24 protein-coding genes and 1 pseudogene are annotated in these 26,448 nt (G+C 40.9%); 5 read left to right on the plus strand and 20 right to left on the minus strand.

Going from position 1 to position 26,448, the window contains the following annotated elements:
- Nucleotides 1-360 precede the first annotated feature (360 nt).
- Nucleotides 361-1,491: a THUMP domain-containing class I SAM-dependent RNA methyltransferase gene (locus KQI66_RS01350; RefSeq protein WP_216426907.1), complete on the minus strand. Its 1,131-nt coding sequence runs from the start codon at nt 1,489-1,491 to the stop codon at nt 361-363.
- A gap of 134 nt (nt 1,492-1,625) precedes the next feature.
- On the opposite strand from KQI66_RS01350, the gene tgt reads away from it, so the two are divergent.
- Together tgt and yajC are read left to right on the plus strand one after the other, a co-directional pair.
- Entirely contained in the window at nt 1,626-2,759 is a 1,134-nt protein-coding gene (gene tgt, locus KQI66_RS01355) for a tRNA guanosine(34) transglycosylase Tgt (RefSeq protein WP_216426908.1), read from the plus strand.
- 121 nt (nt 2,760-2,880) lie between these two features.
- On the plus strand, nt 2,881-3,390 hold the full coding sequence (gene yajC, locus KQI66_RS01360; protein ID WP_216426909.1) for a preprotein translocase subunit YajC: 510 nt from the start codon (nt 2,881-2,883) through the stop codon (nt 3,388-3,390).
- Between the two features lie 99 nt (nt 3,391-3,489).
- Here yajC and KQI66_RS01365 read toward each other — a convergent pair whose 3' ends face one another.
- From KQI66_RS01365 to KQI66_RS01380, 4 genes and pseudogenes are all read right to left on the minus strand, one after another.
- Nucleotides 3,490-3,861, minus strand: a complete 372-nt coding sequence (locus tag KQI66_RS01365; protein WP_216426910.1) for a type II toxin-antitoxin system HicB family antitoxin — start codon at nt 3,859-3,861, stop codon at nt 3,490-3,492.
- A pseudogene (locus KQI66_RS11540) lies at nt 3,861-4,103 on the minus strand (toxin HicA). Before KQI66_RS11540 ends, KQI66_RS01365 begins: the two are co-directional and overlap by 1 nt.
- Before the next feature lie 108 nt (nt 4,104-4,211).
- On the minus strand, nt 4,212-5,132 hold the full coding sequence (locus KQI66_RS01375) for a calcium/sodium antiporter (protein WP_330654939.1): 921 nt from the start codon (nt 5,130-5,132) through the stop codon (nt 4,212-4,214).
- Between the two features lie 247 nt (nt 5,133-5,379).
- Nucleotides 5,380-5,712, minus strand: a complete 333-nt coding sequence (locus KQI66_RS01380; protein ID WP_216426912.1) for a cupin domain-containing protein — start codon at nt 5,710-5,712, stop codon at nt 5,380-5,382.
- Between the two features lie 130 nt (nt 5,713-5,842).
- On the opposite strand from KQI66_RS01380, the gene KQI66_RS01385 reads away from it, so the two are divergent.
- The 3 genes from KQI66_RS01385 to KQI66_RS01395 all read left to right on the plus strand — a co-directional run bounded on the left by KQI66_RS01385 (nt 5,843) and on the right by KQI66_RS01395 (nt 7,447).
- Nucleotides 5,843-6,049: a hypothetical protein gene (locus KQI66_RS01385; RefSeq protein WP_216426913.1), complete on the plus strand. Its 207-nt coding sequence runs from the start codon at nt 5,843-5,845 to the stop codon at nt 6,047-6,049.
- Between the two features lie 21 nt (nt 6,050-6,070).
- A complete protein-coding gene (locus KQI66_RS01390) occupies nt 6,071-6,655 on the plus strand; it encodes a polysaccharide deacetylase family protein (protein WP_216426989.1) in 585 nt (194 codons plus the stop codon).
- A gap of 141 nt (nt 6,656-6,796) precedes the next feature.
- Nucleotides 6,797-7,447 (plus strand): DUF1847 domain-containing protein, encoded by a 651-nt coding sequence (locus KQI66_RS01395; RefSeq protein ID WP_216426914.1) that lies wholly within the window; start codon nt 6,797-6,799, stop codon nt 7,445-7,447.
- A 42-nt stretch (nt 7,448-7,489) separates the two neighbouring features.
- Here the strand turns inward: KQI66_RS01395 and KQI66_RS01400 are convergent, their stop codons facing one another.
- The 15 genes from KQI66_RS01400 to KQI66_RS01470 form a co-directional block, all read right to left on the minus strand.
- A complete protein-coding gene (locus tag KQI66_RS01400; RefSeq protein ID WP_216426915.1) occupies nt 7,490-7,912 on the minus strand; it encodes a hypothetical protein in 423 nt (140 codons plus the stop codon).
- 11 nt (nt 7,913-7,923) lie between these two features.
- Nucleotides 7,924-8,784, minus strand: a complete 861-nt coding sequence (locus tag KQI66_RS01405) for a DUF3990 domain-containing protein (protein WP_216426916.1) — start codon at nt 8,782-8,784, stop codon at nt 7,924-7,926.
- A gap of 27 nt (nt 8,785-8,811) precedes the next feature.
- On the minus strand, nt 8,812-9,150 hold the full coding sequence (locus tag KQI66_RS01410; protein WP_253287611.1) for a PAS domain-containing protein: 339 nt from the start codon (nt 9,148-9,150) through the stop codon (nt 8,812-8,814).
- Nucleotides 9,151-9,170: 20 nt separating this feature from the next.
- Nucleotides 9,171-10,196: a tRNA preQ1(34) S-adenosylmethionine ribosyltransferase-isomerase QueA gene (queA, locus tag KQI66_RS01415; RefSeq protein WP_216426917.1), complete on the minus strand. Its 1,026-nt coding sequence runs from the start codon at nt 10,194-10,196 to the stop codon at nt 9,171-9,173.
- Between the two features lie 13 nt (nt 10,197-10,209).
- A complete protein-coding gene (locus KQI66_RS01420) occupies nt 10,210-11,892 on the minus strand; it encodes a SpoIID/LytB domain-containing protein (RefSeq protein WP_216426918.1) in 1,683 nt (560 codons plus the stop codon).
- Nucleotides 11,893-12,097: 205 nt separating this feature from the next.
- Nucleotides 12,098-12,349 (minus strand): type II toxin-antitoxin system RelE family toxin, encoded by a 252-nt coding sequence (locus KQI66_RS01425; protein ID WP_216426919.1) that lies wholly within the window; start codon nt 12,347-12,349, stop codon nt 12,098-12,100.
- The gene (locus KQI66_RS01430; protein WP_216426920.1) at nt 12,349-12,564 is read right to left on the minus strand and encodes a hypothetical protein; all 216 of its coding nucleotides are present in this window, start codon (nt 12,562-12,564) and stop codon (nt 12,349-12,351) included. The genes KQI66_RS01425 and KQI66_RS01430 overlap by 1 nt, the downstream gene beginning before the upstream one ends.
- 104 nt (nt 12,565-12,668) lie before the next feature.
- Complete coding sequence (locus KQI66_RS01435; protein ID WP_216426921.1) at nt 12,669-13,160, minus strand: GNAT family N-acetyltransferase; 492 nt, start codon at nt 13,158-13,160, stop codon at nt 12,669-12,671.
- A 119-nt stretch (nt 13,161-13,279) separates the two neighbouring features.
- Nucleotides 13,280-14,410: a DUF362 domain-containing protein gene (locus KQI66_RS01440; protein ID WP_216426922.1), complete on the minus strand. Its 1,131-nt coding sequence runs from the start codon at nt 14,408-14,410 to the stop codon at nt 13,280-13,282.
- Nucleotides 14,411-14,423: 13 nt separating this feature from the next.
- A complete protein-coding gene (locus KQI66_RS01445) occupies nt 14,424-14,963 on the minus strand; it encodes a flavodoxin family protein (protein WP_216426923.1) in 540 nt (179 codons plus the stop codon).
- A gap of 227 nt (nt 14,964-15,190) precedes the next feature.
- Entirely contained in the window at nt 15,191-17,779 is a 2,589-nt protein-coding gene (locus tag KQI66_RS01450) for a hybrid sensor histidine kinase/response regulator (protein WP_216426924.1), read from the minus strand.
- Nucleotides 17,780-17,994: 215 nt separating this feature from the next.
- On the minus strand, nt 17,995-22,734 hold the full coding sequence (locus KQI66_RS11215) for a stalk domain-containing protein (RefSeq protein ID WP_253287612.1): 4,740 nt from the start codon (nt 22,732-22,734) through the stop codon (nt 17,995-17,997).
- Nucleotides 22,724-23,431: a TetR/AcrR family transcriptional regulator gene (locus KQI66_RS01460; RefSeq protein ID WP_253287613.1), complete on the minus strand. Its 708-nt coding sequence runs from the start codon at nt 23,429-23,431 to the stop codon at nt 22,724-22,726. Before KQI66_RS01460 ends, KQI66_RS11215 begins: the two co-directional genes overlap by 11 nt.
- Nucleotides 23,432-23,618: 187 nt before the next feature.
- On the minus strand, nt 23,619-25,346 hold the full coding sequence (locus KQI66_RS01465; RefSeq protein ID WP_216426926.1) for a peptidoglycan D,D-transpeptidase FtsI family protein: 1,728 nt from the start codon (nt 25,344-25,346) through the stop codon (nt 23,619-23,621).
- Between the two features lie 250 nt (nt 25,347-25,596).
- Entirely contained in the window at nt 25,597-26,382 is a 786-nt protein-coding gene (locus tag KQI66_RS01470; RefSeq protein ID WP_216426927.1) for an SDR family NAD(P)-dependent oxidoreductase, read from the minus strand.
- Between the last annotated feature and the right edge of the window lie 66 nt (nt 26,383-26,448).

Raw genomic sequence — 26,448 nt, forward strand, 5'->3', positions numbered from 1 at the left:
TATATGATATAAGGGCTCTGCCCTTAAACCCGCCACCCTTTAAAAAGCGTGGACGTAAACTCTGACTAACTACATTCTTACGAATGTAGTTATAGGAAATATTTAAACCAAACTCCCAAAATTGAACATGCCTAAAGTATAAAAACCGTTAAAAAGCTCGCAGTATTCCTGCGAGCTTTAGGTTTTTCAGTAACTCGTGCGTGTCCGGAAAGGAGGGAGCACGAGGGAGGACAGCGTTGGTCATGACTTTTGCAAGCAAAAGCAACTCCGTTGCCGCACCGTCTTGTGCGGTCAGTATTCGCAATTCTAAGCGCGTCCTCCCTCACAAAACACCCTTGCGACTTGTAAAGCCGCAAGATTTTATTTTTTCGGCGGTCTTGGGCCATAGAACTGGTAATAGTCCGTCTTAATCCATGCGTTGAAGAGCTTTCTCTTTGCGCTTGCTTTTTTGCCGAAAAGCTTCTCGAAATACTCCATTGATGTTATTACATAGGTTGACCATGTTTCGTTTGAGTGCATCGTTCCGCCGAGAGAGCGGTACATATCCTCTACGGTTTTCATATCACCGAGTCTTTCGCCGTAGGGTGGATTGGTTATAAGACAGCCGTAATCTCCATAAAGCTCAAGCTCCTGCACCGGCTTAACCTCAAATGTTATGCAGTCGTCAACTCCGGCAAGCTCCGCATTTGATTTCGCAAGCTCGATAGCTGCCGGATCAATGTCACTGCCGTATATTTCCGGCATACAGTCATAATCTATTGCGGCATAGGCCTTTTTACGCTCCTCTTTCCAAAGCTTTTCGGGAACTCTGTCCCATTTTTCCGATGCAAAGTGTCGGTTAAGTCCGGGAGCTATGTTTCTTGCTATCATAGCCGCCTCAATGGGTATTGTGCCGGAACCGCAGAAGGGATCCATAAGTACTCTGTCCTTGTTCCAGTAGCTTAACTCAATCATAGCAGCCGCAAGCGTTTCCTTAAGCGGTGCATCAAGGGCATTTGCACGGTAGCCTCTTTTGTGAAGGCTTGAGCCCGATGTATCTATTGTGAGTGTCACAATGTCCTTAAGCAAAGCAACCTGTATTGTGTACTCTGCACCGGTTTCGTCAAACCAGTCCACATCATATACACCCTTAAGTCTTTCTACAACTGCCTTTTTAACGATAGCCTGACAGTCTGAAACTGAATAGAGCGTGCTTTTTACGCTTTTTCCGACTACCGTAAACTTTCCGTCAACCGGAATCCATTCCTCCCAGGGGAGTGCCTTTGTTCCCTGAAAAAGCTCTTCAAATGAAACAGCCTTGAAGGTTCCTATCTTTATGAGTATTCTGCTGGCACATCTGAACCAGAGATTTGCCTTTGGTATAACGCTTTCGTCACCGGTGAATTCAACTCTTCCGTCAAAGGTGTGAATATTTTCAAATCCGAGCTTTATAGCCTCTCTCTTTACGCATGCCTCAAGTCCTGCCGCAGCAGTAGCAATATAATTAATCATTGTTTTCTCCTTAAAAATACCGATTTATAATGTATGTATTTTATTATACCTTGAAATCTATACATTTTAAAGGTAAAATATATAATTGATAAAAAATATATCAAAATCTATTTTTATTTTGAACGGAGATAACAATGTACAAATTACTGAAAACAAGCGGACGTGCCAAACGTGGCGAATTTCACACACCTCACGGTGTAATACAGACACCTGTTTTTATGAACGTAGGAACTCTTGCGGCTATTAAGGGTGCATTATCAACAGAGGACCTTGAGAGAGTAAAATGTCAGGTTGAGCTTTCCAACACATATCATCTTCACCTTCGTCCCGGTGATGAGGTTGTTAAAAAGCTCGGCGGACTTCATAAATTTATGGTATGGGACAAGCCCATACTCACCGACAGCGGCGGATTCCAGGTTTTCTCTCTTACTTCGCTGAGAAAGATAAAGGAAGAAGGCGTTTATTTCAATTCGCATATTGACGGACGCAAGCTTTTTATCGGGCCTGAGGAAAGTATGCGTATACAGTCCAACCTTGCTTCAACAATAGCCATGGCATTTGACGAATGTGCTCCTGCCCTTGCCGACAGAGGCTATGTGGAAAATTCTGTTGCAAGAACAACTCGCTGGCTTTACAGATGCAAAGCCGAAATGGACAGACTTAATTCACTTGATGACACAATAAACAAACAGCAGATGCTTTTCGGCATAAACCAGGGTGCAATATATCCCGACATTCGTATTGAGCACGCAAAGCGTATTTCCGAGCTTGACCTTGACGGCTATGCTGTCGGCGGTCTTGCTGTCGGTGAAACTCACGAAGAGATGTATCACATTCTCGAAGAGGTTGTTCCCTATCTTCCTCAGAACAAGCCGACATATCTCATGGGTGTAGGCACACCGGAGAACATTCTCGAAAGCGTTGAAAGAGGTATTGATTTCTTCGACTGCGTACTTCCGGCACGTAACGGACGTCATGCCCATGTATACACAAACCATGGAAAGCTCAATCTTCTCAATGCAAAATATGAGCTTGACGACACACCTATTGACGATACCTGCGACTGCCCCGTATGCAGACGTTATTCAAAGGCATACATCCGTCATCTTTTCAAGGCAAAGGAAATGCTTGCAATGCGTCTTTGCGTAATGCACAACCTTTATTTCTTCAACACAATGATGGAAGAAATAAGACTTGCTCTTGATGAGGACAGATTTGAAAGCTACAAGCGTGCAAAGCTTGACGGCTTCAAAGAAAACGGAAAATAAACCATTATAAGAATATTAGAATAGCTTTAATTGCTTGACTACCATGTTATAATTTTATATAATATTCTTTAGGTTGTCCGAAGGCTATTCGGATATTAAGCTAACAAAAGGAGAGAACACAATGTTTTACAATTTTCTTGCAGAAGTAAGTACTAAAATCGGCTCTGAGGCTGCATCATCAGCTGCCGCTTCTTCATCAACAACAGCAGCGGCAACAAGCTCAGGCGGCGGATCTTTTTCATGGATTATCATTTACATCATAGTTATTTTTGCAGCTATGTATTTCATGTCAATCAGACCTCAGAAAAAGAGACAGAAAGAGCATGACGAAATGATCAGCAAAATCAAACCCGGCGATTCTGTTCTTTGCAACACAGGTATGTACGGTAAGGTTGTTGATGTAACAGCTGAATGCTACATCGTTGAATTCGGTATGAACAGAGGCGTAAGAGTTCCCGTTCTTAAGAGCGAAATTGCTTATGTAAAAGAGCCTAACCTTTCAAACAAGGTTGAAGAACCCGTTGAAGAAGAAAAAACAGGCCTTTTCGGAAGAAAGAAAAAAGCTAAAGAAGAAACAAAGGCTGAAGATGCAAATGCAGTAGACGCATCAACAGAAAAAAAAGAAAACTAAGAATTTATAAAACGCCCGAAACTTGATTTTCGGGCGTTTTTGTTTTGTCTGAATATTTCAATTTAAGTATAGTCAAAGTATAAACATTGGATTCAATCTTTAATTTTTTATCTTAGAATAAAGTGCATCATTTCTCGAAAGTAAATAAACACAATACTGATTCATGCTTATTCCTTCTCTTTGCGAATGTTCGGCCAACATTCTATGAAGGCTTTTAGGTATTCGTAATTTAAACTGACCTGAATAATCATCAAGGCTGTCAGGCTCGTATATATCTATTTCTTCCTCAATGGCAGCTTCAAGCCAAGCTTTTTTTGCATCGATGGCATTTGTTACCGCAGTCTCGATTGTTTCACCACAGGTTAAACACCCCGGCAAATCAGGATAAGAAACCACAAAACCGCCCTCATCTTTATCCTCAACAATCTCCATACGGTATGGCATTGCCATATATTCTTCAAGCGTTTTCATCAATTCTCCTCCTCACTTTCTACAATCTGTCTCACCATTTCAACATATACTCTTTTAATCGGTTCATGCTTCGGTATTGTAATAGGCACACACCCTATTTTTCTGAACGTGTAATGACTGCTTCCGCTTCTCGGCGCATTCATTACATATCCCTAACTTTCCAATACTTTTCTAAGTTCATCAAAGCGGAGGTCTTTTGATAAATTTCGTATACGTTTTATTAATTTATCCCATTGCGACATTTTCAATACCTCCTATCTATATGTATATTATATATGATACCATATATGGTGTCAACATTCTAAGGCTTTTATAGAAAAAGCCGCAAACATAAGTTTACGGCCGGAAATTTATCTCATAATGATATACGCACTATACGTACCATATATAAGCACGCAGAGCAGACCTTCAAGTCTTGACACTCTTTCCTTTGATCTTGCAAAAATGTATGTTACAATGCTTACAAAAATCAATATACATACATCGGCAATTATCTCATAATCGGCGGTCATTGGAGCGATGGTCGAGGCAATACCGAGTATAAACAGAATATTGAATATACATGAGCCGACGGCATTACCGAGAGCAAGTCCGGAATCGCCCTTCTTTGCCGCAACGATTGATGTAACAAGCTCAGGAAGAGATGTTCCGATTGCAACAATGGTGAGTCCGACAAGTGTATCGCTCATACCGAGAGATTTTGCAATAAGACTTGCATTATCTACAACAAGATCGCCGCCGAATACTATTGCGGCAAGGCCGCCGAGTATAAACACAACTGCCTTCGGAACAGATACCTTTTCGTCGGAGTTATCCTCTACCCTGTTTTTCAATGCACTTCTCACAACAACCGTAAGATATGCGGCAATGCCGGCAAGCAATATTACACCGTCAAGTCTGCTTAAGCTGCCGTCGAATATAAGCACCAGCAGAAGCACCGTTATTGCAATATTCCAGAGCATATCCCTTTTCAATATTTCTTTATCTGAATTGAACGGTATAATTACGGCACTGATACCGATTACCATAAGCAGGTTAAATATATTCGAACCGATTATATTACCGAGCGAAATACCGTTATTTCCGCCGAGGCTTGCCGTTATGCTTACGGCTGTTTCCGGTGCACTTGTACCCATGGCAACAATAGTCAATCCGATAATAACCGACGGAACCTTAAGTGCCTTTGCGACCGAAGATGCTCCGGAAACAAAGAAGTCCGCTCCCTTAACCAGCAGAACAAAACCGACAATAAGCAACAAATACATCATCATAATATTACCTCCCAAAATAAATAAAATTTATTCAGGTACAAAAAAGAGACCTTTATCGCACCTGTAATGCAATAAAAGTCTCGTCATATACAATGGTGTATATTTATTGCCCGGCTGAAACAGCGTGATGACGAACAATAAACCATTCGATTTTACCGAATGTCAACTACTCCCTAATATTTATATAATATTTACCACATAAAGCCTTATCTGTCAACAGTTATATTTCAATATATGCAAATTTTATTTAGAAAATTACCGTAAGAAGCATTTTGAAATTCTCTACACCGAAAACCGCATGAGGATGTCCGGCAGGCATAACGATTGTATCGCCTTCGTGAAGTTCGTGCTCTATACCATCTATTGTTATTCTTCCGACTCCGTCGAGGCACTGAACCATAGCATCGCCCATTGATTCATGTGTGCTTATCTCTTCACCCTTCCAGAATGAGAAAAGTGTAAGGCTGACATATTCATTCTGTGCAAGTGTTTTGCTTACAACCTGTCCTTCCTGATAGCTGAGCTCTGTTTTAAGGTTTAATTTTTCTGATTTTTTGATATTTTTAATTTTAACGTCCATTATCCATACCTCCGATTTTTATTCATAATCATTATAACTCATTTGCATATGATAAATCCGTTTTAATTACAACATTTTAGAGATTTTTTAACATATACATTATTGTATATAAATAAATGAGGTGACTTTCTTGATTATCAAAGCCTTCAAACTTAGAAAACAACAACTTCTGCTCGGCATAGCGATAATTGCCGCATTTGCCGCCGTTATCAAAGCTGTACCACCTGCCGCAAAAACCGTATTCAACACAGTTGTTGCAAAAACCGAGCGTCTTCTGCCGATATACTGTGTGCAGACCGATGAACCGAAAATAGCAATCAGCTTTGACGCCGCTTAGGGAGCGGACGACACCGACCGACTGCTTGAAATACTCGAAGAGAACGATGTAAAAACGACCTTTTTCATGTGCGGCTACTGGGTAGACAAATATCCGGAGGAGGTCAAGAAGATTGCTGAGGCCGGACACGATATCGGAAACCACTCCGCTACCCATCCGCATATGAGCCAGCTGTCCTCCGAGCAGATAGCCGAAGAGCTTACCGCAACAGGCGAGAAGGTAAAGAATATAACCGGAGTGGAAATGAATCTTTTTCGTGCTCCCTTCGGAGAATATACCAATGACGTTATTTCAACAGCTGAAAAATGCGGATACTATACGGTGCAATGGGATGTTGATTCCCTTGACTGGAAGGAATACGGTGTTGATTCCGAAATCAACCAGGTTTTGAACCACAAGCACCTTTCCAACGGCTCAATTATACTTTTCCACAACGATGCCAAATACACTCCCGATGCTCTCGGCACAATAATAAAGGGTCTTAAGGATAAAGGCTACGAAATCGTTCCCATATCCGAGCTTATTATAAAAGACAACTACACCATCAACGCCGAAGGCAGACAAATTCCAAACGAAGTCACAAACAAAAATTCACTTACAGATTAATTTTATAGTAAAAATGCATATATTTTTCACTTTGTTTTTAATAAAATACATCATTTTAACAACAGTATATTGTTATTTATATATTTTCATGTTATAATTTAGTTGTTTATATCGCAATAATTATACTTGGGAGGATTGCACATGGAAGATATTTCAAAAATGTCATGTGTTGACTGTTCAGTCGGAAACTGCAACTTTATGGACAAATCATTTCCGCAGTTCTGTCCTACCGTCAACACAATAGACGAAGAAAAACGTGATGAAATCAAAAATATTTATGAGGAAGAGGAAAACCGCAAATGTATGCTTTCAGCCGCAATGGTTGAATACGAAGGCTACGGCAAAACAACCCGTATTGAAGAAATAATGGAATTTGCCAGAAAAATGGGCTTTAAAAAAATCGGAATTGCCAACTGCTTAGGTCTTATAAAGGAAGCAGGTACACTTGGAAAAATACTCCGCTACAACGGCTTTGAGGTAGTCGGCTACGGCTGCAAAATCGGCTGTATTCCCAAGGTTGAAATCGGCATTCCCGAAGAATGCAATGCGGTTGGCAAAAATATCTGCAATCCTATTTTACAGGCTAAAATGCTCAATGAGGCAAAGACTGAGCTTAATATAGTTGTCGGTTTATGTGTAGGCCACGACAGCTTATTCTACAAATACTCCGACGCTCTTGTAACAACAGCGGTAACAAAGGACAGAATTCTCGGACACAATCCCGTTGCGGCACTTTACGGTGCAGATTTCTATTTTAAGAAAAGAATGTATCCGCCCAAAGAGGATAAATAAATTTTAAAATTAAAGGCGTATGAAAAAATAAATTCTGTTTTTTCACACGCCTTTTCTCTGCTCATATATTTCCTTTAAATCGTCTATCGCCGGTTCGGGATCCATAGTATGAAACATAAAATAATTTCGTTTCATTGTTTTCACATCAGCCTGCTTATATATCTGCGAACTGCTTTCGCCCGTATAATAGTGCCAATATCTATATATATATCCAATCCAGTATATTGTGTCCTTCGGATATATTTCTCCGCCCTTTATCAGCTTATCTCCTGCTCCGTCCTCAATTTCCTCAAGGAGATATTCTTCGCCTGCCCATTGCATACGGTTATATACCGAATCGAGCTGTTTTGCGATATCGGATTTCATAAATATTCTGATAAACACGGCACTGTCATAGCCCTTATCAACGGAAAGTTCAAACAGCCTTCCCTGTATATCGCAAAGCTTAAAATCCATTGGCTCCATCAGCTTTCACCTCACAAAGCATCATCAAGAATTTCATCAAAAAATCTGCCTTCTCTGCGGTAGTCCTTGCATACCCTGTTGGCAAAATCAACTCCGCTCTTGCGGTTTTTATCCGCAATGGTCCGCAAAAAGCGTTTTTCAAAACCTGATATATCAAGCTCTTTTTCTATCCTTACCGCATCACAGCCTTTTTGCGTTACAACTGCATACTGCTTACCGAGCTTCAATGCCGACAGGCTGTTTACCAATGCTGTATCCGTAATATTCCCGTTAAAAAAGTTGTCAATTACGTAGAACATTCTGTCATTGGCTATACTGCCGACAATCAAATCTTTATTTTCCGACATATCCCGATACTTCTTATAAAACCCGGTACCTTTTATTTTGTCCATTTTACCTCTGTTATATGCTATAAGCATTGCCCATTCCAAATCCGGCTCAACATTAAGCAAATCAAGATTTTTCAAATCCAGAGAAACAATATAAAATTTCGATTTCGGATAATCGCATATCAATGTAAGCGGCTGACTCGGCTCTGTTCCCATATAAAAGCCCTTTCCGAAATCACATTTATCCCTGCTTTTCGGCATTATTCTGCCGTTAATTCCGGATTTTGAGCCATGATACAGCAATATTCGGTTTTCTTCCAACACAATACTATCGGCGGCGGCTTTTATTTCATCAATAATCATATCATAAGCAGGAATATTATTTTTAACACACAATGAATAAATGCCTTCTGCCATGTTCTCCGTCGGAGCGGCGCCCTTTTCCCAACGATTGACCGTTGACGCCGTAACGCCTATTTTTTCGGCAAACTCCTTTTGGCTTATATTCATATATGTGCGGATTTTTTTGATTATTTTCTGCATAAATGCCGCCTCCGATACACTTTTACATTATTTCTCCTGATTAAGTTCAAATCTTTCGAAATATCCGATAAGCTCGCCATTCTCATCTCTTACGGGATTAATATATTTTCTGAGGTTATCGGTTGTCACTCCGAGGTATATTTCACTTCCGTGTGCTTTGAGCTTTTCTACCGAGCGGATAATCATTTTCTGGATATTTTCATCATGGCAGTCAAGAAGATTTTTGCCGATTAAATCCCTGTATCCTCTTACCTCATAGAAATAAAATTCTGCCTTTTTATTCATATACCGTATTATATGGTTCACATCAACATACATAATCGGATACGGTATTGCATCAAGAATATACTGCTCCATTGTTTTCATATAAAATCCCCCTTAGACCGTTATACAATAAACATTGCGTCGCCGAAGGAGAAAAATCTGTACTTCTCTTCAACGGCAATTTTGTAGGTATCAAGTATTCTGTCTTTTCCGACCAACGCCGCAACAAGCATTATAAGCGTGGATTCCGGCAGATGGAAATTTGTTATAAGGCAGTCGATAGCCTTAAATTTATATCCGGGATAAATAAATATCTTTGTCCAGCCGCTTCCGGCATGAACAACACCGTTTTCATCGGTTACGGATTCAAGCGTTCTTGTGCTTGTTGTGCCTACCGCAATTATTCTGCCGCCGTTTTTCTTTACATTGTTTATCTTTTCTGCCTCTGATTCCTCAACCACATAATATTCAGAGTGCATTTCATGGTTTGTAACGTCCTCAACCTTAACGGGACGGAATGTTCCCAGACCGACATGAAGCGTTACATGTGCAATCTCAACGCCCATATCCTTTATCTGCTGAAGAAGCTCCGGTGTAAAATGCAGACCTGCCGTAGGTGCTGCCGCAGAGCCGTCATGCACAGCATAAACCGTCTGATATCGGTTTTTATCCTCAAGCTTATGTGTTATATACGGAGGAAGCGGCATTTCTCCGAGCTCCTCAAGTATATTTTCAAAAACTCCGTCATAGTGAAATTTAACAATTCTGTTGCCGCCTTCGATTACCTCAAGTATTTCCGCCTCAAGTCTGCCGTCGCCGAAGGTTATTACATCGCCCGGCTTTGCCTTTTTTCCGGGATAAGTAAGCACTTCCCATGTATCAAGGTCTTTACGCACAAGAAGAAGTATCTCCACTCTCGCTCCGGTATTTTTTCTTTCTCCGATAAGTCTTGCCGGAAGAACCTTTGTATCGTTTATTACAAGGCAGTCGCCTTTTTTAAGGTATTCCGTTATATCTCTGAATATTTTGTGTTCAATTTCTCCGCTGTCCTTATGAAGCACAAGAAGTCTTGAAGATGCTCTGTCCTTAAGCGGCTCCTGTGCTATAAGCTCCTGCGGAAGGTCATAATAAAAATCACTTGTTTTCATATTCTTTCTCCGATTATTCTACTGTTACTCCTGTATAGTAATGCTGTAATATTTCGATATAGTCATATCCGAGCTGTCCGTAGCCGTTGGCACCTCTCTGGCTTAAGCCGACACCATGACCTATTGCACGGCCGGAAATGTTTATTGTTGAACCGCTTGAACGGATTACCGTTGTTCCGGTTGAAGCTGTGCTTGTTGAAGAACTGCCTGCCGCATTGTTTATGAACGGAACAAGCTCAGGTATTTTGCTTAAGTCAACGGATTTTCCGTCCGCACCGTATGCCTTTGTGCCGGAGGCTGTTGAATAAACAACCGCACAGTCGTTACCTATCACGTAGTTATTCTTATCCGTCATTGTATATCCGTCAATAGGTGACGAAACAAACGTACCGAGTGCAACATTAAGATTTGAATTTGAACCCGATGACGAATTTCCCGATTCGGTTATGCCGTTTGTTATTGTGAACACACGGCTTGAAAGCGATGAGCCGATTGCATTAAACACAGTACGACAGCTTTCGAGTGTTATGGCCTTAGTGCCTTCCGTTCCTATAAATTCAACCTTCTGCACCCTGCTTGTCTTATTGTCTATTGTTATTCTCATGCCTGTTGCCGAGCCTATATTGTAACCTTTGGCAGCACATATTTTGTCTATATCGGAAAGTGTGAATGTTCTTGTCCATGTCTGACAGTCGGTTTCATATTCATCGGGAACTGCCTTAAGGTAAGGAACATCATTACCCCATACGTTTACGGCGTCTTCGCTATATCCGCCCGATGATGACGAGAAAAGTGCCTCAATGGGTGAACCGTTATAATATATTGCTTTTCCTTCTGTGTCAACAACCGCCTGTGTTGTTGTTTTGCTTTCATTTGTATATCCGCCATATACCTGACAATGGGTTGTATCGCAAATATCATAGCCCAAATCAGACTTTTTCTGCACCTTAATAAGCGCATAGGTTCTTGCGGCACAAGCCTGTGCTTTTATTGCCTCATAAGCATAGCTTGACGGTATTTCCGAAGGAACAACGCCGTAAAGATATTCCTCAAAATCAACTATGTTTACTGCCGTTATAAGTCCGCTTGACGCAAGCTGGAACTTCATTATTCCTCTGTATTCCCTTGAACCGAGGTCAACATTTGTATCAGCACTCTGTCCGGCAAAATACGCATCTGTATTTGTTATAAGGAATATGGGATCACCGCTTACCGAAAGAATAAGCACATCGGAAGGCGCTACCGCAGAGCCGCCCAATGAAGCTGCGGCAGTCTGTGCTTCGCTCATTGACTGATAGCCGTATATTGTTACTGTCCAGCCTCTGTTATTATATCCGGGAAGTGCATTGGCATAGCCCTGTGATATATAGTTATCTGCCTGTGCCTTTGCATCGTCAAAGCCGTTGGCGTCTATGGGAATGACCACCTGATAGCTTACACCGACTCTGACTGCAAAGCCGTTGGCTGAATAAAACTCGGATATTGTGGTATAATCAAGAGGATCATCCGAAGGGCTGTCGATAAATTTCAAAGTCTTATTCTGAATGTTTATCTGCTGTTTGTTTTCATAGGCGCTTGTAAGTCCTACTCTTATGTATTCGGGCATGGTTGTTTTTGCAAAGGCTGTTGCCGGTGTACTCGAAAGCATAAGAACAGCACACACAACCGCTGACGCTATTCTTTTTAAATATTTCAAAATTATTACCTCCGCTTTTCATATTTATTACACTGTACATTATAAAATATAATCGTTCAAAATGCAAAAACTAAAGGGGGCTATAATGAATTTTAATAAAAATTTAATATTTAAGGATATGGAGATTTGCTCAAAGTCTTAATAAAAGCGATATACCATAAGTGCAAAAAATCGTCCTGTTACAGACAGAACGATTTTTGTGTTTTCAATATTTATTATATATTTGTCCCCTGTTTCCTGCACCGATTACATATACAATCAATTCACCGTTATCCACTGTATAAATAATTCTGTAATCACCGACACGCAATCTGAATAAATCATCATGCCCTTTCATCTGCTTTATATCACTGCCATATGGTAACAGGTTGATAGCTTCTATAATTCTCTTTTTAGTTGGCATCGGAAGTTTATCAATAAATTTTTTGGCTTTCTTTTTAATGATAATTTTATACATCAGTCAATGCCCCATTCTTTTTTACACTCTTCAAGTGTATACTCTTTGTCCTTGTCGGGATCTTTATCTTTTTTATAATCCTGCCAAAGTTCTTCGCAAAAATCTTCATCAGATTCCTCATCAGCAGTTATTCCCTGCACATATGCAAGAACATAGCCCATTTTATAATCCGGCACTTTATCCAGCAATTTAATTATTATTTCCTTGTTACTCATTGTATCACCTCATTATTATACTAATTATATATTCACAAATTTATATCATTTATTTTCTATATATTATAATATACGCTTACACAGATTACAATAAAGTTGAAAAATCAACACGGCACTTGCAGCTTCTTTATATAGAACCTATTCATTGTGCTGTGTACAACCGCCTTCGGCTTTTCAATTTCCCGGAAGCCGAGCTTTTCATACATTTTTACTGCCGTTGCAAGATTGGTATGCGTTTCGAGGTAAAGCAGTTTATAGCCTGCTTTTCGTGCAAACTCCTCCGCAAGCGACATAAGCTGTTTTCCGTAACCTTTGCCCTTTGCTTCGTCCGAAAGATACAGCTTTTGTATCTCTGCACAGCCATCAAAGCCGTCAAACTCCGCAATGCCTATTCCTCCGATAGTTTCGCCTTCATCGTTTTTTGCGATATAATAAACCCTTTTGTCCGGAGCTGCGTTATAAAATTCGCTCAGGTTATCTAAACCCTTATCGAAATATACTGTTCCCGGAATGTTGAGGCGTGCTTTTTCCAGATTATGTCTGACTATTTTTGCGATAGCAGCATTATCTGATTTATCTATTTTTTTATAGTTCATGTTTTTCCCTCCGAAATATATTTATCAAATGAGTATATTTTATAACATTTACAGCATTAACACAAACAAAACTGCCCTTCCCATCAAAGCTTACGGAAAGGGCTTTATTCGTACTTGAATTATTTTATTGTAATAAGCTCATACTCTCTTGAACCGATACCGATTTTTTCAGCATGCTCAAGACAGCTCTTATACTCTGCATTATGCGTTGTATTTTCGAAATGGTCATGCTTATCACAGAAATCCTTCTTAGCCATATTGTCGGAAAGCTGGCTGTTGGGAAGAGGCTCCTGTTTAAGGCAGGCATCAACGCAGGCTTGGTCAAGTGCAAGGGGATCAAATGATGCAAACATACCAAGATTGGGAAGTATAGGTGCATCGTTTTCGGGATGACAGTCGCAGTTAGGTGAAACATCAACTACAAGAGAAATATGGAAATTCGGTCTGCCGTCAACAACAGCCTTTGCATACTCTGCCATTTTTTTATTAAGCTCAATAGTGCTCGACCAGTTCATAAACTCGATTGCGTCTGTATTACAAGCACCGATACAACGTCCACAGCCCACACAATTATCTGTATTTACCGACATCTTTCTTGTTGCTTCGTCAAACACAAGACCATTGTTTGCACATTCTCTCATACAGCGTTTACAGCCAACGCATTTATCCGCATGAATCTCGGGCTTTCCGCTCATATGCTGATCCTTTTTGCCGGCTCTTGAGCCGCTGCCCATACCGATATTTTTGATTGCACCGCCGAATCCGGTAGTCTCATGGCCTTTGAAATGGTTAAGGCTTATGAATATATCAGCATCCATGATAGCACGACCGATTTTAGCGTTTTCTACACATTCTCCGCCAACAACGGGAACATCAATATCGTCTGTACCCTTAAGTCCATCTGCAATGATAACAGGACAGCCTACGGAAAGAGGTGTAAAGCCGTTCTCCCATGCACAATACAGATGCTCTATTGCATTCTTTCTGCTACCGACATAAAGTGTATTACAGTCTGTAAGAAAAGGCTTTCCTCCAAGCTCATAAACAACATCTGCAACAGCCTTTGCATAATTCGGTCTTAAATAACCGAGGTTGCCAAGCTCACCAAAGTTCATTTTTATGGCAACAAACTTATTTTCCATGTCAATCTGTTCGATTCCGGCAGCCTTCATAAGTCTTTTAAGCTTAGTAGGAAGACCTTCACCTAATTTTGCTCTGAAGTCAGTAAAATATACCTTAGATTTTTCCATTCTTTTCTCCTCTTCAAATATTCTTTCCCAATTCAAACGCAGCTTTCATTACGTCTTGATGATTTACCGCAGCTCCTGCATCGTCAATGCCTCCGCCGAACACAATACCCTTCAGCTCGGCTCTTTCAAAGCAATCAACCCAGCCCTGTATTCCTTTTATAGTGCCTTCGGCAGCCGACCGTTCATTCTCCGCGGCAGTCGCAAGAAGATAAATGTCCTTGAATTTATAGTCCGAGCCATAAAGTGAATTTGCACGGTCGAGCAATGTTTTAAGCTGTCCGCTCATGCTATAATAATACACCGGCGTTGCAAATGCAATAACCTCGGCATTTTTCATTTTTTCCGTAATTTCTATGGCATCGTCCTTTATAAAACAGCTTCCTGTTTTGATACACGAAAGACAGCCCTTGCAGAATGCAATATTCTTGCCCTTAAGGCTGACCTTTTCAACCTCATGTCCGGCTTGTACCGCACCCTTGGCAAACTCGTCGGCAATAAGCTCGGAATTTGAGTTATGTCTTAAGCTTGAAGAAATAATAAGTACCTTTTTCATAACAAAACCTCTCTCTATGTCTGTTTTATAAGTATTATAGCGGCTGTGTGCGGCAGTGGCAAATACTTTGTTTATCGGTTGTGATATGTCTGAAAGGCATGACTTGCAGTTTTCGATACAATGTAAATAAATATTATACAGTAGGCTTTTTGAACCACGTGACTACCACGTGGTTTTCGGGCATACAAAAAGCCGTAAACCTTCTCGGTCTACGGCTTAATCTGCAATTATTTCAAATACTTACCTATTATCTTCATTAGCTTTTCAATATCTATCGGCTTAGAACAATGTGCATTCATACCGACGGCAAGGCATTTTTCTATATCTTCATTATAGGCATTGGCTGTCACTGCAATAATCGGTATTGTTCTCGCTTCATCAAAATCCAATGCACGAATTGCCGCCGCTGCGTCAAGTCCGTTCATAACCGGCATCTGCATATCCATAAGTATAATGTCAAAGCTATGCGGCTTACTGTTCTTAAATTCCGAAACACACTCAACGCCGTTTCTCGCTCTCGTACAGCTTATGTCATAATCACTGAGCTGTTCACAAAGTATTTCATAGTTAAGGTCGTTATCCTCTGCAATAAGTATATTTACCGTCCTGTCAAACTCAACCGGCGTATTATCCTCAGTATCTGCTACATCGGCCTCATCACAATACGGTACATCAATAACTACCTTAAATGTTGTGCCTTCGTTTATTTTGCTCTTTGCCTCTATCGTTCCGCCCATGATGTCAACGAGCTTTTTGACTATGGCAAGACCAAGCCCGCTGCCACGGACTGTATTCACTCTTGTGTCCACCGCTCTCGAAAACTCCGAATACATAACCTCCATAAATTCCTCAGACATTCCTATACCTGTGTCGCTTACTATCGAAACAAGCCTTGTCATGTTTTCCTTCGGAGATTTTTCTTCATATATCTCAAAGTTTATACTGCCGCCTTCGTTTGTATATTTAACGGCATTTGACAGAAGATTTATATTTATCTGGTTCAGTCTCAGTTTATCAACCATAAGATATTCATGCTCAATATCATGCTTTACAAATTCATAATTAAGCTGTTTATTTGAGCCTGCGGCGGTCGATTTATAAAATTCAAATATTTCCGAAACGCTTGTCTGTTGAGGCACAAGCTGCATACTGTTGTTTTCTATTTTGGACATATCGAGAACATCATCAATAAGCTGTTCAAGGTTTTTACCGCTCATCTCTATTTTATCAAGACATTCCTTAAGCTTTTCGGTATTTTCAATATTCTTTTCGGCTATATTCGTAAAGCCCATAATTACATTCATAGGCGTGCGAATATCATGCGATATTCTTGAGAGGAATTCGCTCTTTGCTTTATTGGCCTTATTTGCCTCCTCTGCCGCAACGATCCAATATTTCTCACGGCGTTTTTCCTCACTTATAAGTCTGATAACACAGAGTGCCTCGGTTGTTAGGCCGTTTTTATCTCTTTTATGCGATATAAATCTGGCAAGATGCCAGTTTCCGTCAGCCGCAAAATACTCAACAGCATCGGTTTCGTCATATTTCAATCTTTCGCTCAATGTAGTAAGATTAAAGAACTTTAACGCCTTTTCTCTGTACTCCTCAGCAACAAAACTATTGCATATTTTCTTCATTTTTGCAGCGGCACTTCCGTTTTTTCCGCTTAATTTATATACAGATGTATCTCTCGAAATTTCATCGTAACTGTCATTTGTAAGGTCAATATGATACATGGCGAAATAAATTTTACTTACCGACGATATAATATCATTACTCATTCTTGATTCGGCAAGTGCTTTTTCAATCAAAGCCCGTTGTCTGCGCTCCTCTTCTATAACTCTGTCAACGCTTCTGAAATCGGCAAGCACAACAAAGCTGTCCTCCGACCGGCTTATTCTTGTAATTCGCATTTCAAAATAACGATCGCCGTTATTATTGGGCCGACTCTGAAAACGGTATGAAATGCTGTCTTTATCGCTGAGCTCCTGCATAAGATAATTCACATCAAACATCTTACGCATATCCGGAGCAGATTCCTTTATAACAAAATTGTTATAATACTTTTCCATCTCCTTGGAATAAATAATACGTGTATTTACCATTCCCATAAGCTGAATGGACGCATTTGCATTCATATCCAGCTTAACTATTTCAGCCGTATCGTTCATAAGATTCATACGATATACCGATGTACTGTCACGGCAAAGCACAAGCAGATTCTGACGTTCTTTTTCCATTTCGGCAATATTTTTCTGCTGCTCCGCCTGTTTAAGCTCAAGCTCATTGACCATATTTATATTGTTACGGACACTTATTATATGTGCTCCGATAAATTTTATTTCACTAAGAAAAAGCTCCGATACATTAATTCTCGGATTATCTATACCGATAATGCCCAGAAAAGAATTTCTGCCCATAATCGGAACGGCAATAACAGACTGTACATTATTCAGCTTAAGCCTTTTATATTCATATGGCATTGTATGCCTTATCTCTTCAACATCATTTATAAATATATTTTTATTTTTTTCGAATTCTATTATCCAATTAGGAATGCTCATTTCAGAAACAATATCAAATTTTTCATTCCATGGTTCAACATTCTCATTCTGCCATTCAAAAGCATTTGCAAACTCAAGCCTATTATTTTCAATTTTATCACAAAGAAAAACCCTGTCAGCCTTTGTATATTTTCCGAGAAGACCGAGAATATATGTTATCTCATTTGTCAGCTCGTCCACACTATGTGCCTGTTCAAGCTCTGTAAGTCTTTGCAGTATCCATTCGACGCGACTTTGATTTTCGCCGTTCATGATTAAAGTATCTCCTTTCCTGTATACAAGCATACGGCACTATTCTAACATTAAATTATCATAAGGTAAACAGGTTTTTGACTCAGTTGCAATTAAACAAAAAATAGGAATGGTTTTGCAACCATTCCTATGATATAAGCTATTTAATCCCCTAAACTATTTCGCAGAAATAGTTTATCAAAGTTTTGTGGGGTTTAGGGCAACGCCACATATAATTATTCCTTTGTTATAACTATCTTTAATTCGTCTGCAAGCCACTCTACGTCTGCACCGAGATTTTCGGCAATAAACCTGAGCGGCAGATATGTTCTGTCGTCTGCAATAAACGCCGGGCTGTCGAGCTTGACCGCAACGCCGTTTACATACGCCGTATCACTGCCGATTGTAATGGCTATCGCATTTTCACCGATAATTGAAACTGTTCTTGTATTGCTGTCCCAAAGCACCTTTGCACCGAGTGCCTCTGCAACAAATCTTGCCGGCAACATTGTTCTTTCGTTTACTATAACCGGTGCTACGTCGTTTACAACGCTTTCACCGAATACAATCGCATTTTTACTTCCGACCGTAAGTATTAATTTCTTGTTTTCTTCAGGCTTAGTTGTATCATTTTCTACTTTAGGCAGAGTATATGATGATCCGCCTGTTGTCGGCATATAAACATGTACGTTTATTTCTGCCTCAACCGGATTATAGTTTAAGCTGTCCGGCGTGAACACTGCCATTCTTGTGAAATCGCCTGTGGATTTCATCTTTTCACTGCCATCCTTCCATGACCATGTTCCGGAAAGAACACCGTCCGTAAACCATGTATCAACACCTGTTACCTCACCGCCGCTTATAGCCGAAGTCGAAAGCTGTCTGTTTCTCTTTACCTTTTCGGCAACAGGAAGTTCCGTTACTGTCGGTGTTGCCTTAAGCACCTCGAAATTCTGTGTCTTTTCCGCATAGGAATAGTCATTTGTTTCCTCTACATATGCCTTTGCGATATACTGACCTGCATTTTTGGGTATTTCAGTTGTCCAGTTTTCGCCGTCAGCGGAAAATACAAGCTGAGGCTTTCCAAATTTCGCCTTATTGGTATCTATTATAATAACCGAATCACCGTAAGTCCAGTCATTTATCTCCCAGAACTCCGTTATCTCGTTTACTGCCTGCTTAATTGTAAAGTTCTTTGTCTCCTCTGCATCGCTATAATTGTCACTTCCGTCAACATACGCTTTTATAAGGTAGCTTCCGGCTGACTTCGGCTGTTCCGTTGTCCAGCTTTCGCCGCCGTCAATGGAATATTTGAAATTAACAAGACCGAATTTTGCCGTGCCGTTAGGTATCTTTTTATCTTCGCCGAAGTACCATTCATCGGGAAAATCAAAGACTTCTATTTTGTTTTTGTCCTTTATTACAAACTGCTTTGTTTCTTCCACATAGTTATAAAAATCGCTTTCCTCTACATACGCCTTTATTGTGTAATATCCTGCGTCTGTCGGCTGTGTATCCGTTTCCGGATAGCCAACCTGTGAATATTTGAACTTAACCGTACCATGCTTTGCATCTGCGGAAGGTGTCTTTTCGGCTTCACCGTATACCCAGCTTTCGGGGAATGTAAAGTTTGTTATCTCATTGTCTGCCTTTTCTATAACAAGTGCTCTCGTTAATGTTTTAAAGTATGCTGAAATACTTCCGTCCGCATTGCCGCCGCTTACAACATTGACATCATATAAACCGGGATTTATCGGTTCTACCCTGTCCATTTTTCCCGAAGCGTTCGCAGTGTAGAAAACATTAACATTAACACCGTCAACGCCTTCTACGTTCAGGTTCCTAAGCACAAATTCCTTTCTTGTTCCGTCATATTTATATGTCTGCCTTGATTCGTCAAAGGATATTCTGACATTAACCTGATTATTGAAATCAAGAACAATTCGTGTGCTGTTTTCAAAATGAGGAAGCTCGCCGCCTGTCATAGGTATTATCCAAATACTTCTGCTCCAGCCGTTCCATGCGTATTCAGCACCTGTATACAGATAGAAGCTGCCGTTTGCCGGTTTAAGATCCAGTCCGTTTATTTTTGTTTCGGATTTATTGTTATCCGGCACAGCACCATTCACCTTAACGCTGTTGAGCGCATAGTTTCCGCTGAGCTTATTTGAACTGCCGATACGGCTTGCATTTGTTCCCGTAATGCTGTCGTTGAAGGAAACACAGCCTGTTATTTCAGTCGCATTTGCACCGATTCCGGCGGCTGTTTTTCCGCTGACCGTTGCTGTTGAGTAGCAGTTCTTTATTGTACTGCCGTTGCCGGATATACCGCCGGCACTGCCATTTGGCGCGTAAACAGTTCCCGTTGAATAGCAGTTTTCGATAGTTCCGCCGTTGGCAACAATCGCACCGCCGTAATAAATGGTAGTTGTTATATTGCAGTCTATTACCGCAAGGTTTTTGACTGTTCCGGTTATATCTCCGAACAAACCGCCGTAATATCGACCATCACTATTATTGAGATTTGTTATTTCGTGTCCGTCACCGTCATAGATTCCCTTGAACTTGGTTTTGGCACTGTCATCTGTACCAATGGGTATCCATTCTATACCATCCAAATCTATATCTGTGGTCTGCTTGAAATAATTTCCTGCATAGCCTGTTTCGCTGTTTACTCTGTCCCTCAATTTAATAAGGTCATCCCTATTCTGTATGAGATAAGGCGAAGCCTGTGTGCCTTTGCCCGAAAAGTCGGCTGTTGTACTGCCGGAACGCATATAGCTCGGAAGAGGTTTTGCTGTGCTTACGTTCTCGTTTTTGAGCGTAGGGAGCATATTGTCCTCAAAGTTCCAGATGTCCGATGCCTTTTCGCCGCCTATGTCCTTGAAAATTTCGCTGAACTGCTTATCAAGGCCTTTGCCACTGCTGTAAGATATATTTGCACCATGGTCTTTGTTATGACCATAAAAGTCACTACTTGTGGATATATCACTTCCATTCACCTTCATCTGTGCGTATGCGTAGTTGTTATCGGTAATATCATCTGAGGTATAAAATAATATTCTTGTCGTACGAGGAGAACCTACTTGATCCAACTGGCCTCCGGTTAATTTTTGTCCTAATGCAACGCAATTTTTAATTTCGATTCGTCCGGCTGGAATGGCGGCTATTCCGCTTGCATGTCCTTTGTCGGTATCTATTGATTCTACATTACACACAGTATAGCAATTTATAATCTTTTTAAAGCCTGTTCCAACTAAACCGCCTGCCTCGCTTCCTTTTACAGTTCCTGTTGCGTAACAGTTCAGGATTGTTCCTACATTACTTCCAACATCCATTCCGGCACCTGCTATTGTTCCGGCATCATCATAACTTTCTATATCACAGTTTTCAAGACCGAGGTTTTTAATAACACCTCCGCTTCCTATGACACCGAATAATCCTGAATGTATGAATTTAGCTGACACCTTCAGGTTTTTTATTACATGTCCGTTACCGTCGTATGTTCCGCAAAACTTATTGTATACTTTTCCTTCCGAATTTGTATTTCTTACTGAAGTTGTATTTGCTATCGGAATCCATTCTTCTCCTTCAAGATCAATATCGGCAGTCTGTTTAAAATACTTATTTGTAAATTTATTTCCGTTATAATAATCTTTTTCCGAACTGCCGCCGTTTACCTTATTTCTGAGGTTTATGAGGTCATATTTATTATTGATTAAATAAGGATCGCTCTGTGTGCCACTGCCCTTGAAATCGCCGTCCGAGGTATAGAGATATGTCGGGAAGTTACTGCCCGGCTCATCATTGCCGTCCGCAAGGACAGGTAAATCCTCAGTAAAATTCCATGCGTCGTCGTCTTCGAAAATATCACTGAATTCTGTGCTGAAGCCGCCGGAATTATATGTAATATCCTTTCCCTGTATGTTGCCGTCTGTATTCATGCCGCTCCATGCGTAGCAGTTATCCGGAGCAGTATTTCCGCCGTTAATGCGGTTTACGGAACTTCCTTCAAGCTTTTCGCCAAGAACAACCGCACCTGTTATCGTTATTCCGTCTGCATTTCCGACAATACCACCGGCCTCATTATTGGATTTAACATTACATAAGGAATAGCATTTACTTACAGAGCCGCTTTCGTCCATATATCCGGCAATACCGCCTGCGTTTTCCTTTGCGGTTACACTGCCCGATGTCCAGCAGTTTCTTATCACCGTATCGGTTGCATATCCGACAACCGCACCGACATAATCCGCCGAAGTATCTACTCCGAAATTGACAATCGCAAGATTTTCAATAACCGCACCTTCGGCAACGGAAAAGAAGCCTGCCGATGTGCCGTTTGCTTTGATTTTAATATTTTTTACGGAATAGCCGCCGCCGTTATATTTTCCTCTGAAGGAACCAATGCCCTTCCAATCTATATTTTTCATATTTATATCGGCAACCTGTTCAAAGCTTGCATCCTTCCATAAACCGCCCCAATAGCTTGTGGCGTTTTCGACCTTGCCTGCCAGATCAACAAGCTGGTCTGCCGTTGAAATTTTGAACACAGTCTTTGTTGCGTTTGCGTTTTCACCGTCATAAAGGGCGATACCGCCGTCAATGCTGTCGAGATATTCAACGAGCATGAAATATGTTGCCTGTTCGTCAAGAGAGAGGTCTTCGGGATCTTCCTCCAGAAGTGCAAGCTCATCCTCGGTAAAAGGAAGCTCCTCTTCTTCCTCTTTCTCGGATTCTTCCTGTTCCTCCTCCTGTTCGGATTCTTCGGAATCCTTTTCTTTTTCTTCTTCCTGTTTCTCTTGTTCTTTCTTCTCTTCTTTTATTTCTTTTTCTTCCTGTTCTTCGTCCTGCTGCTCCTGTTCGGCGTCATCGGAATCGACAACGTTGGTTTCAGCCGCAAATGCGGTCGAAGGTATAATTGACGCAAGCATACACACAGCTGTAAATATGCTTAATAATTTTTTAAACTTCATTCTGCAATTCCCCCATTTCGGTAAGAGTAAAATTAAACTTCATTTCAAGGCCTTTAAAAAGCTTCTGCATGACATCATTTGCCATTGAGCATATGTCCATTTCAAGAATACGGCTGATAATTATTTTTATTTCGTCCTGCGGCACATTGTAAACCCGAAGGCTCAAGGACAAAAAACGCTCAATCTTTTTTTCAAGCGTAAAGTACTTATCGCATTTTTTCGCCATATAGTTCCGCATTATACCGGCTGTGCCGATGTCCAGCTCATAAAAATCGCTTTCTTCGCAGTCCGGCATATATGAGCCAAAAATTTTATAAAGCTCAGTTGAAGTTTTCTGTATAATATATTCCGCCGTTTCCGGAACTGTATATACATAAACATAAATTTCTCCTATATGCTCGTTCAGCTCGGTAATTGCCATTTGTATAGATGTTTCCAACGCATAGATAAAAACCGGATTTATATGTTTATCAAACATTGTTCTTGCTATGGAAAACTGGTTATCAAACATAAACTCCGTCAAATCCATAAGTACGCCGTCCTTCGAGCGGAAAAGATTCTGAAATGTGCTGTTGGACACCTTTGCGGCACTCAGAATGTCTGCCATTCGTGTATTTTTATATCCGTTTTCAATGAACAGCTTTACACAGGCAGACAAAATTCTGCGTCTTGCGTCATCACTGTCTTTTCTCCTCAAATAAACACCCCCAATCATTCCAAACTTGGCTTATAAGCCAATTATAATATATTTTAAGGCTCATTGCAATATAAAGTTCAATCCAAATTTTAATTAACTATTTCTTTGAAACAGTTAAGGTATTATTTTCTATTTATAACAAAAACTACATTCGTTAGAATGTAGTTTAAGCAATGCACAATAAAAATCACTTCAATATATACGGCAGTATATTCGAAAGATAATCCTTCATCACCGGGCCGGCAACCGAGCCGCCGTAATACATTCCCTGTGGCTCATCAATAAGAACCAGTGTCATTATCTGCGGATTATCCGCCGGAGCAAAGGTCATAAAGCTGGCTATGTATTTCCCACTGCCTCTTGGCAGCTTCTGGCTTGTTGCGGTCTTTCCGCCTATGCGGTAGCCTTCTATTTTAGCCTTGCTTCCAGTGCCTTCCGCAACAACGCTCTCCAGAATTACACGCATTTTTTCGCTTGTTTCTTCACTCAATATCTGCTTATCGCTGTCCCATTCAAATACCTTCTGTATATATCCATCACTGTCCTTAAGCTCAACGGCAAAATGCGGCGTTATAAGCCTTCCGCCGTTTACCACTGCGGCCGCCGCACGCAAAAGCTGTATCGGCGTTATCTGGAACGTCTGTCCGAAGCTCATTGTTGCCAGCTCAACCGGGCCGATGTCCTCTTTTTTATGAAGTATGCCGACTGCCTCGCCGTTCAGGTCAATGCCTGTTTTTTCATTGAACCCGAATTTCACCATATATTCATAAAATGTTTCCGCTCCAATTCTTTCCGCCACCTGCATAAATACCGGATTGCATGAGTTCTGCACGCCGACGGTAAATGTCTGTGTGCCATGTGACCGAGGATAACGCCAGCATTTTATCTGTCTGCCGCCGACGGTCATTGAGCCGGAGCAGTTAAACTGTGTTTCCGGCGTTATAACGCCCTCCTCCAAGCCGGTTGAGGCTGTGACCACCTTGAATGTGCTTCCCGGCTCATATGTATCGTTTATAGCTTTATTTCGCCACATTTTATTGAGAAAATCATTTTTCTCCTGTTGTGTATAGCTGTCCCAGTTTTCCGCCAATGTAACATCGTTTATTACAAACGGCTCATTCAAATCAAAGGACGGATATTGTGCCATTGCATATATTTCGCCGTTCTGTGGGTTTAAAGATATAATAATACCGCTTTTTGCGTTTTTAGCCTCCACTGCCGCCTGTATTTCCTGTTCAGCATATTGTTGCATCACCACATCAAGCGAAGTAACAAGGTTTAAACCGTCTGTCGGCTCCACTCTCTCTTCAGAATCGGAAACCCGTCTGCCTCTTGAGTCTGTCAATGTAAGAATTTTGCCTTTTTCACCCTTAAGATATTCCTCGTACTTACTTTCCAGACCTATGATACCTTGATTATCCTTACCGACAAAGCCGATTACCTGTGCCGCCATTGAACGGTAAGGATATATACGCTCGACATCTTCGTCAATCATAACGCCATCAAGATCAAGTGAACGTATCTTTGCCGCAGTTTCGTTATCGACCTTTGTTTTTATGCGTTTAAGTGCGACACGCTCATTGATTGCCTTCAGTACGTCATCATAATCCAGCTCAAGTATTTCGGAAAGTGCCTTTGCTGTGCCTTCCTTATCCTTTACCTGTGCGTGTATAACGGACACAGCACTTACGGATTCATTTGCCGCAATCTCCACTCCGTTTCTATCCAGTATTTTACCACGCTTTGGTGTAATAAGTCTGTCTCTTGTCTGCTGGTCATAGGCAAGCTGTTGATATTCCTCCGCTTTGGTCAGCATAATATAACCCAATCTGATTGACAAAGCGGCAAGTGCCGCCGCAGACAGCAAAAGGATAAAAAACAGCCGGCGTCTGCCGTTGAAGGAAATCCGATCCATGTAAAGACCTCCTAAGAGCGTTAAGACCGTGGACTCTGTCCACACCTGCGAACCTTTGAAAAGGTTCGACCGAAACTTTTATAAACTATTTCTACGAAATAGTTTAGGGATAATATCATTTATATATATTACTAAATATTCCTATATATAACAAAAACTACATTCATAAGAATGTAGTTTAATAAAGTTTGAATCAAAACTTTTTAAAGTTTTGTGGGTTGTTAAGGGCAACGCCCTTAAGGTCTTATCTTTAAACTCTTCTCAATATCTCCCAAATCCACATCATTATTTCTGACGGAATAACCTTGGCGGCAATCCTATGCAGAAACGACACCACATCGGTAGTAACAACCGGCAGCCCCAGCTTATACCCGTTCATTGCTGTTCTTGCTACACCTCTTTCATGCACCGCAAGCGGAAAATGCCGTATTCTGTTTTTACCTGTTGTGTTTTTTCCGGCTGTTTTTATGAACTCGGTATCCTTTATCCAATACGGACAAACCGCCGTAACACGTATGCCCTTTGGCAGCAGCTCCATACGCAGTGCTCGGCTGTAACGATAGAGAAATGCCTTTGTTGCGGCATATACATTCAGATACGGAAACGGCTGGAATGCGGCTGTTGAGCATATATTCATTATACCACTGCCCTTCTGCATATACGGCAGAATGCTCTGTGTCATAAGCACAGCGGCTTTGCAGTTAAGCTCTATCATTCTTCCGCAGTCGGATATATCGAGCTCGTTCCATGCACCTATTCTGCCATAGCCGGCATTATTAATCAGCAGTTTTACATTCACTCCGTCCTTTGTTTTATACTCCTCAAGCATACTGCATATATCTTGTATAACACTTTCATCCGTAAGATCGCCCGGAATAACACGCACTTCTGTTTCACATTCCGACTTAACCGATTCAAGACGTTCTTTATTACGTGCTATAAGCCAAAGCTCATCATAGCCGTCCTTATCGGCAAGAAATGTAAGCTGTCTGCCGAGGCCACCCGATGCTCCTGTTATAATGGCTATATTTTTCATAGTATCACCTTCTGACCGAATTATACCACAAAATTAAAGAGAATAAACAAGACCTTGGGGCAACGC

The organism is Anaerotignum sp. MSJ-24, assembly GCF_018918145.1.
Taxonomy (GTDB): domain Bacteria; phylum Bacillota; class Clostridia; order Lachnospirales; family Anaerotignaceae; genus Metalachnospira.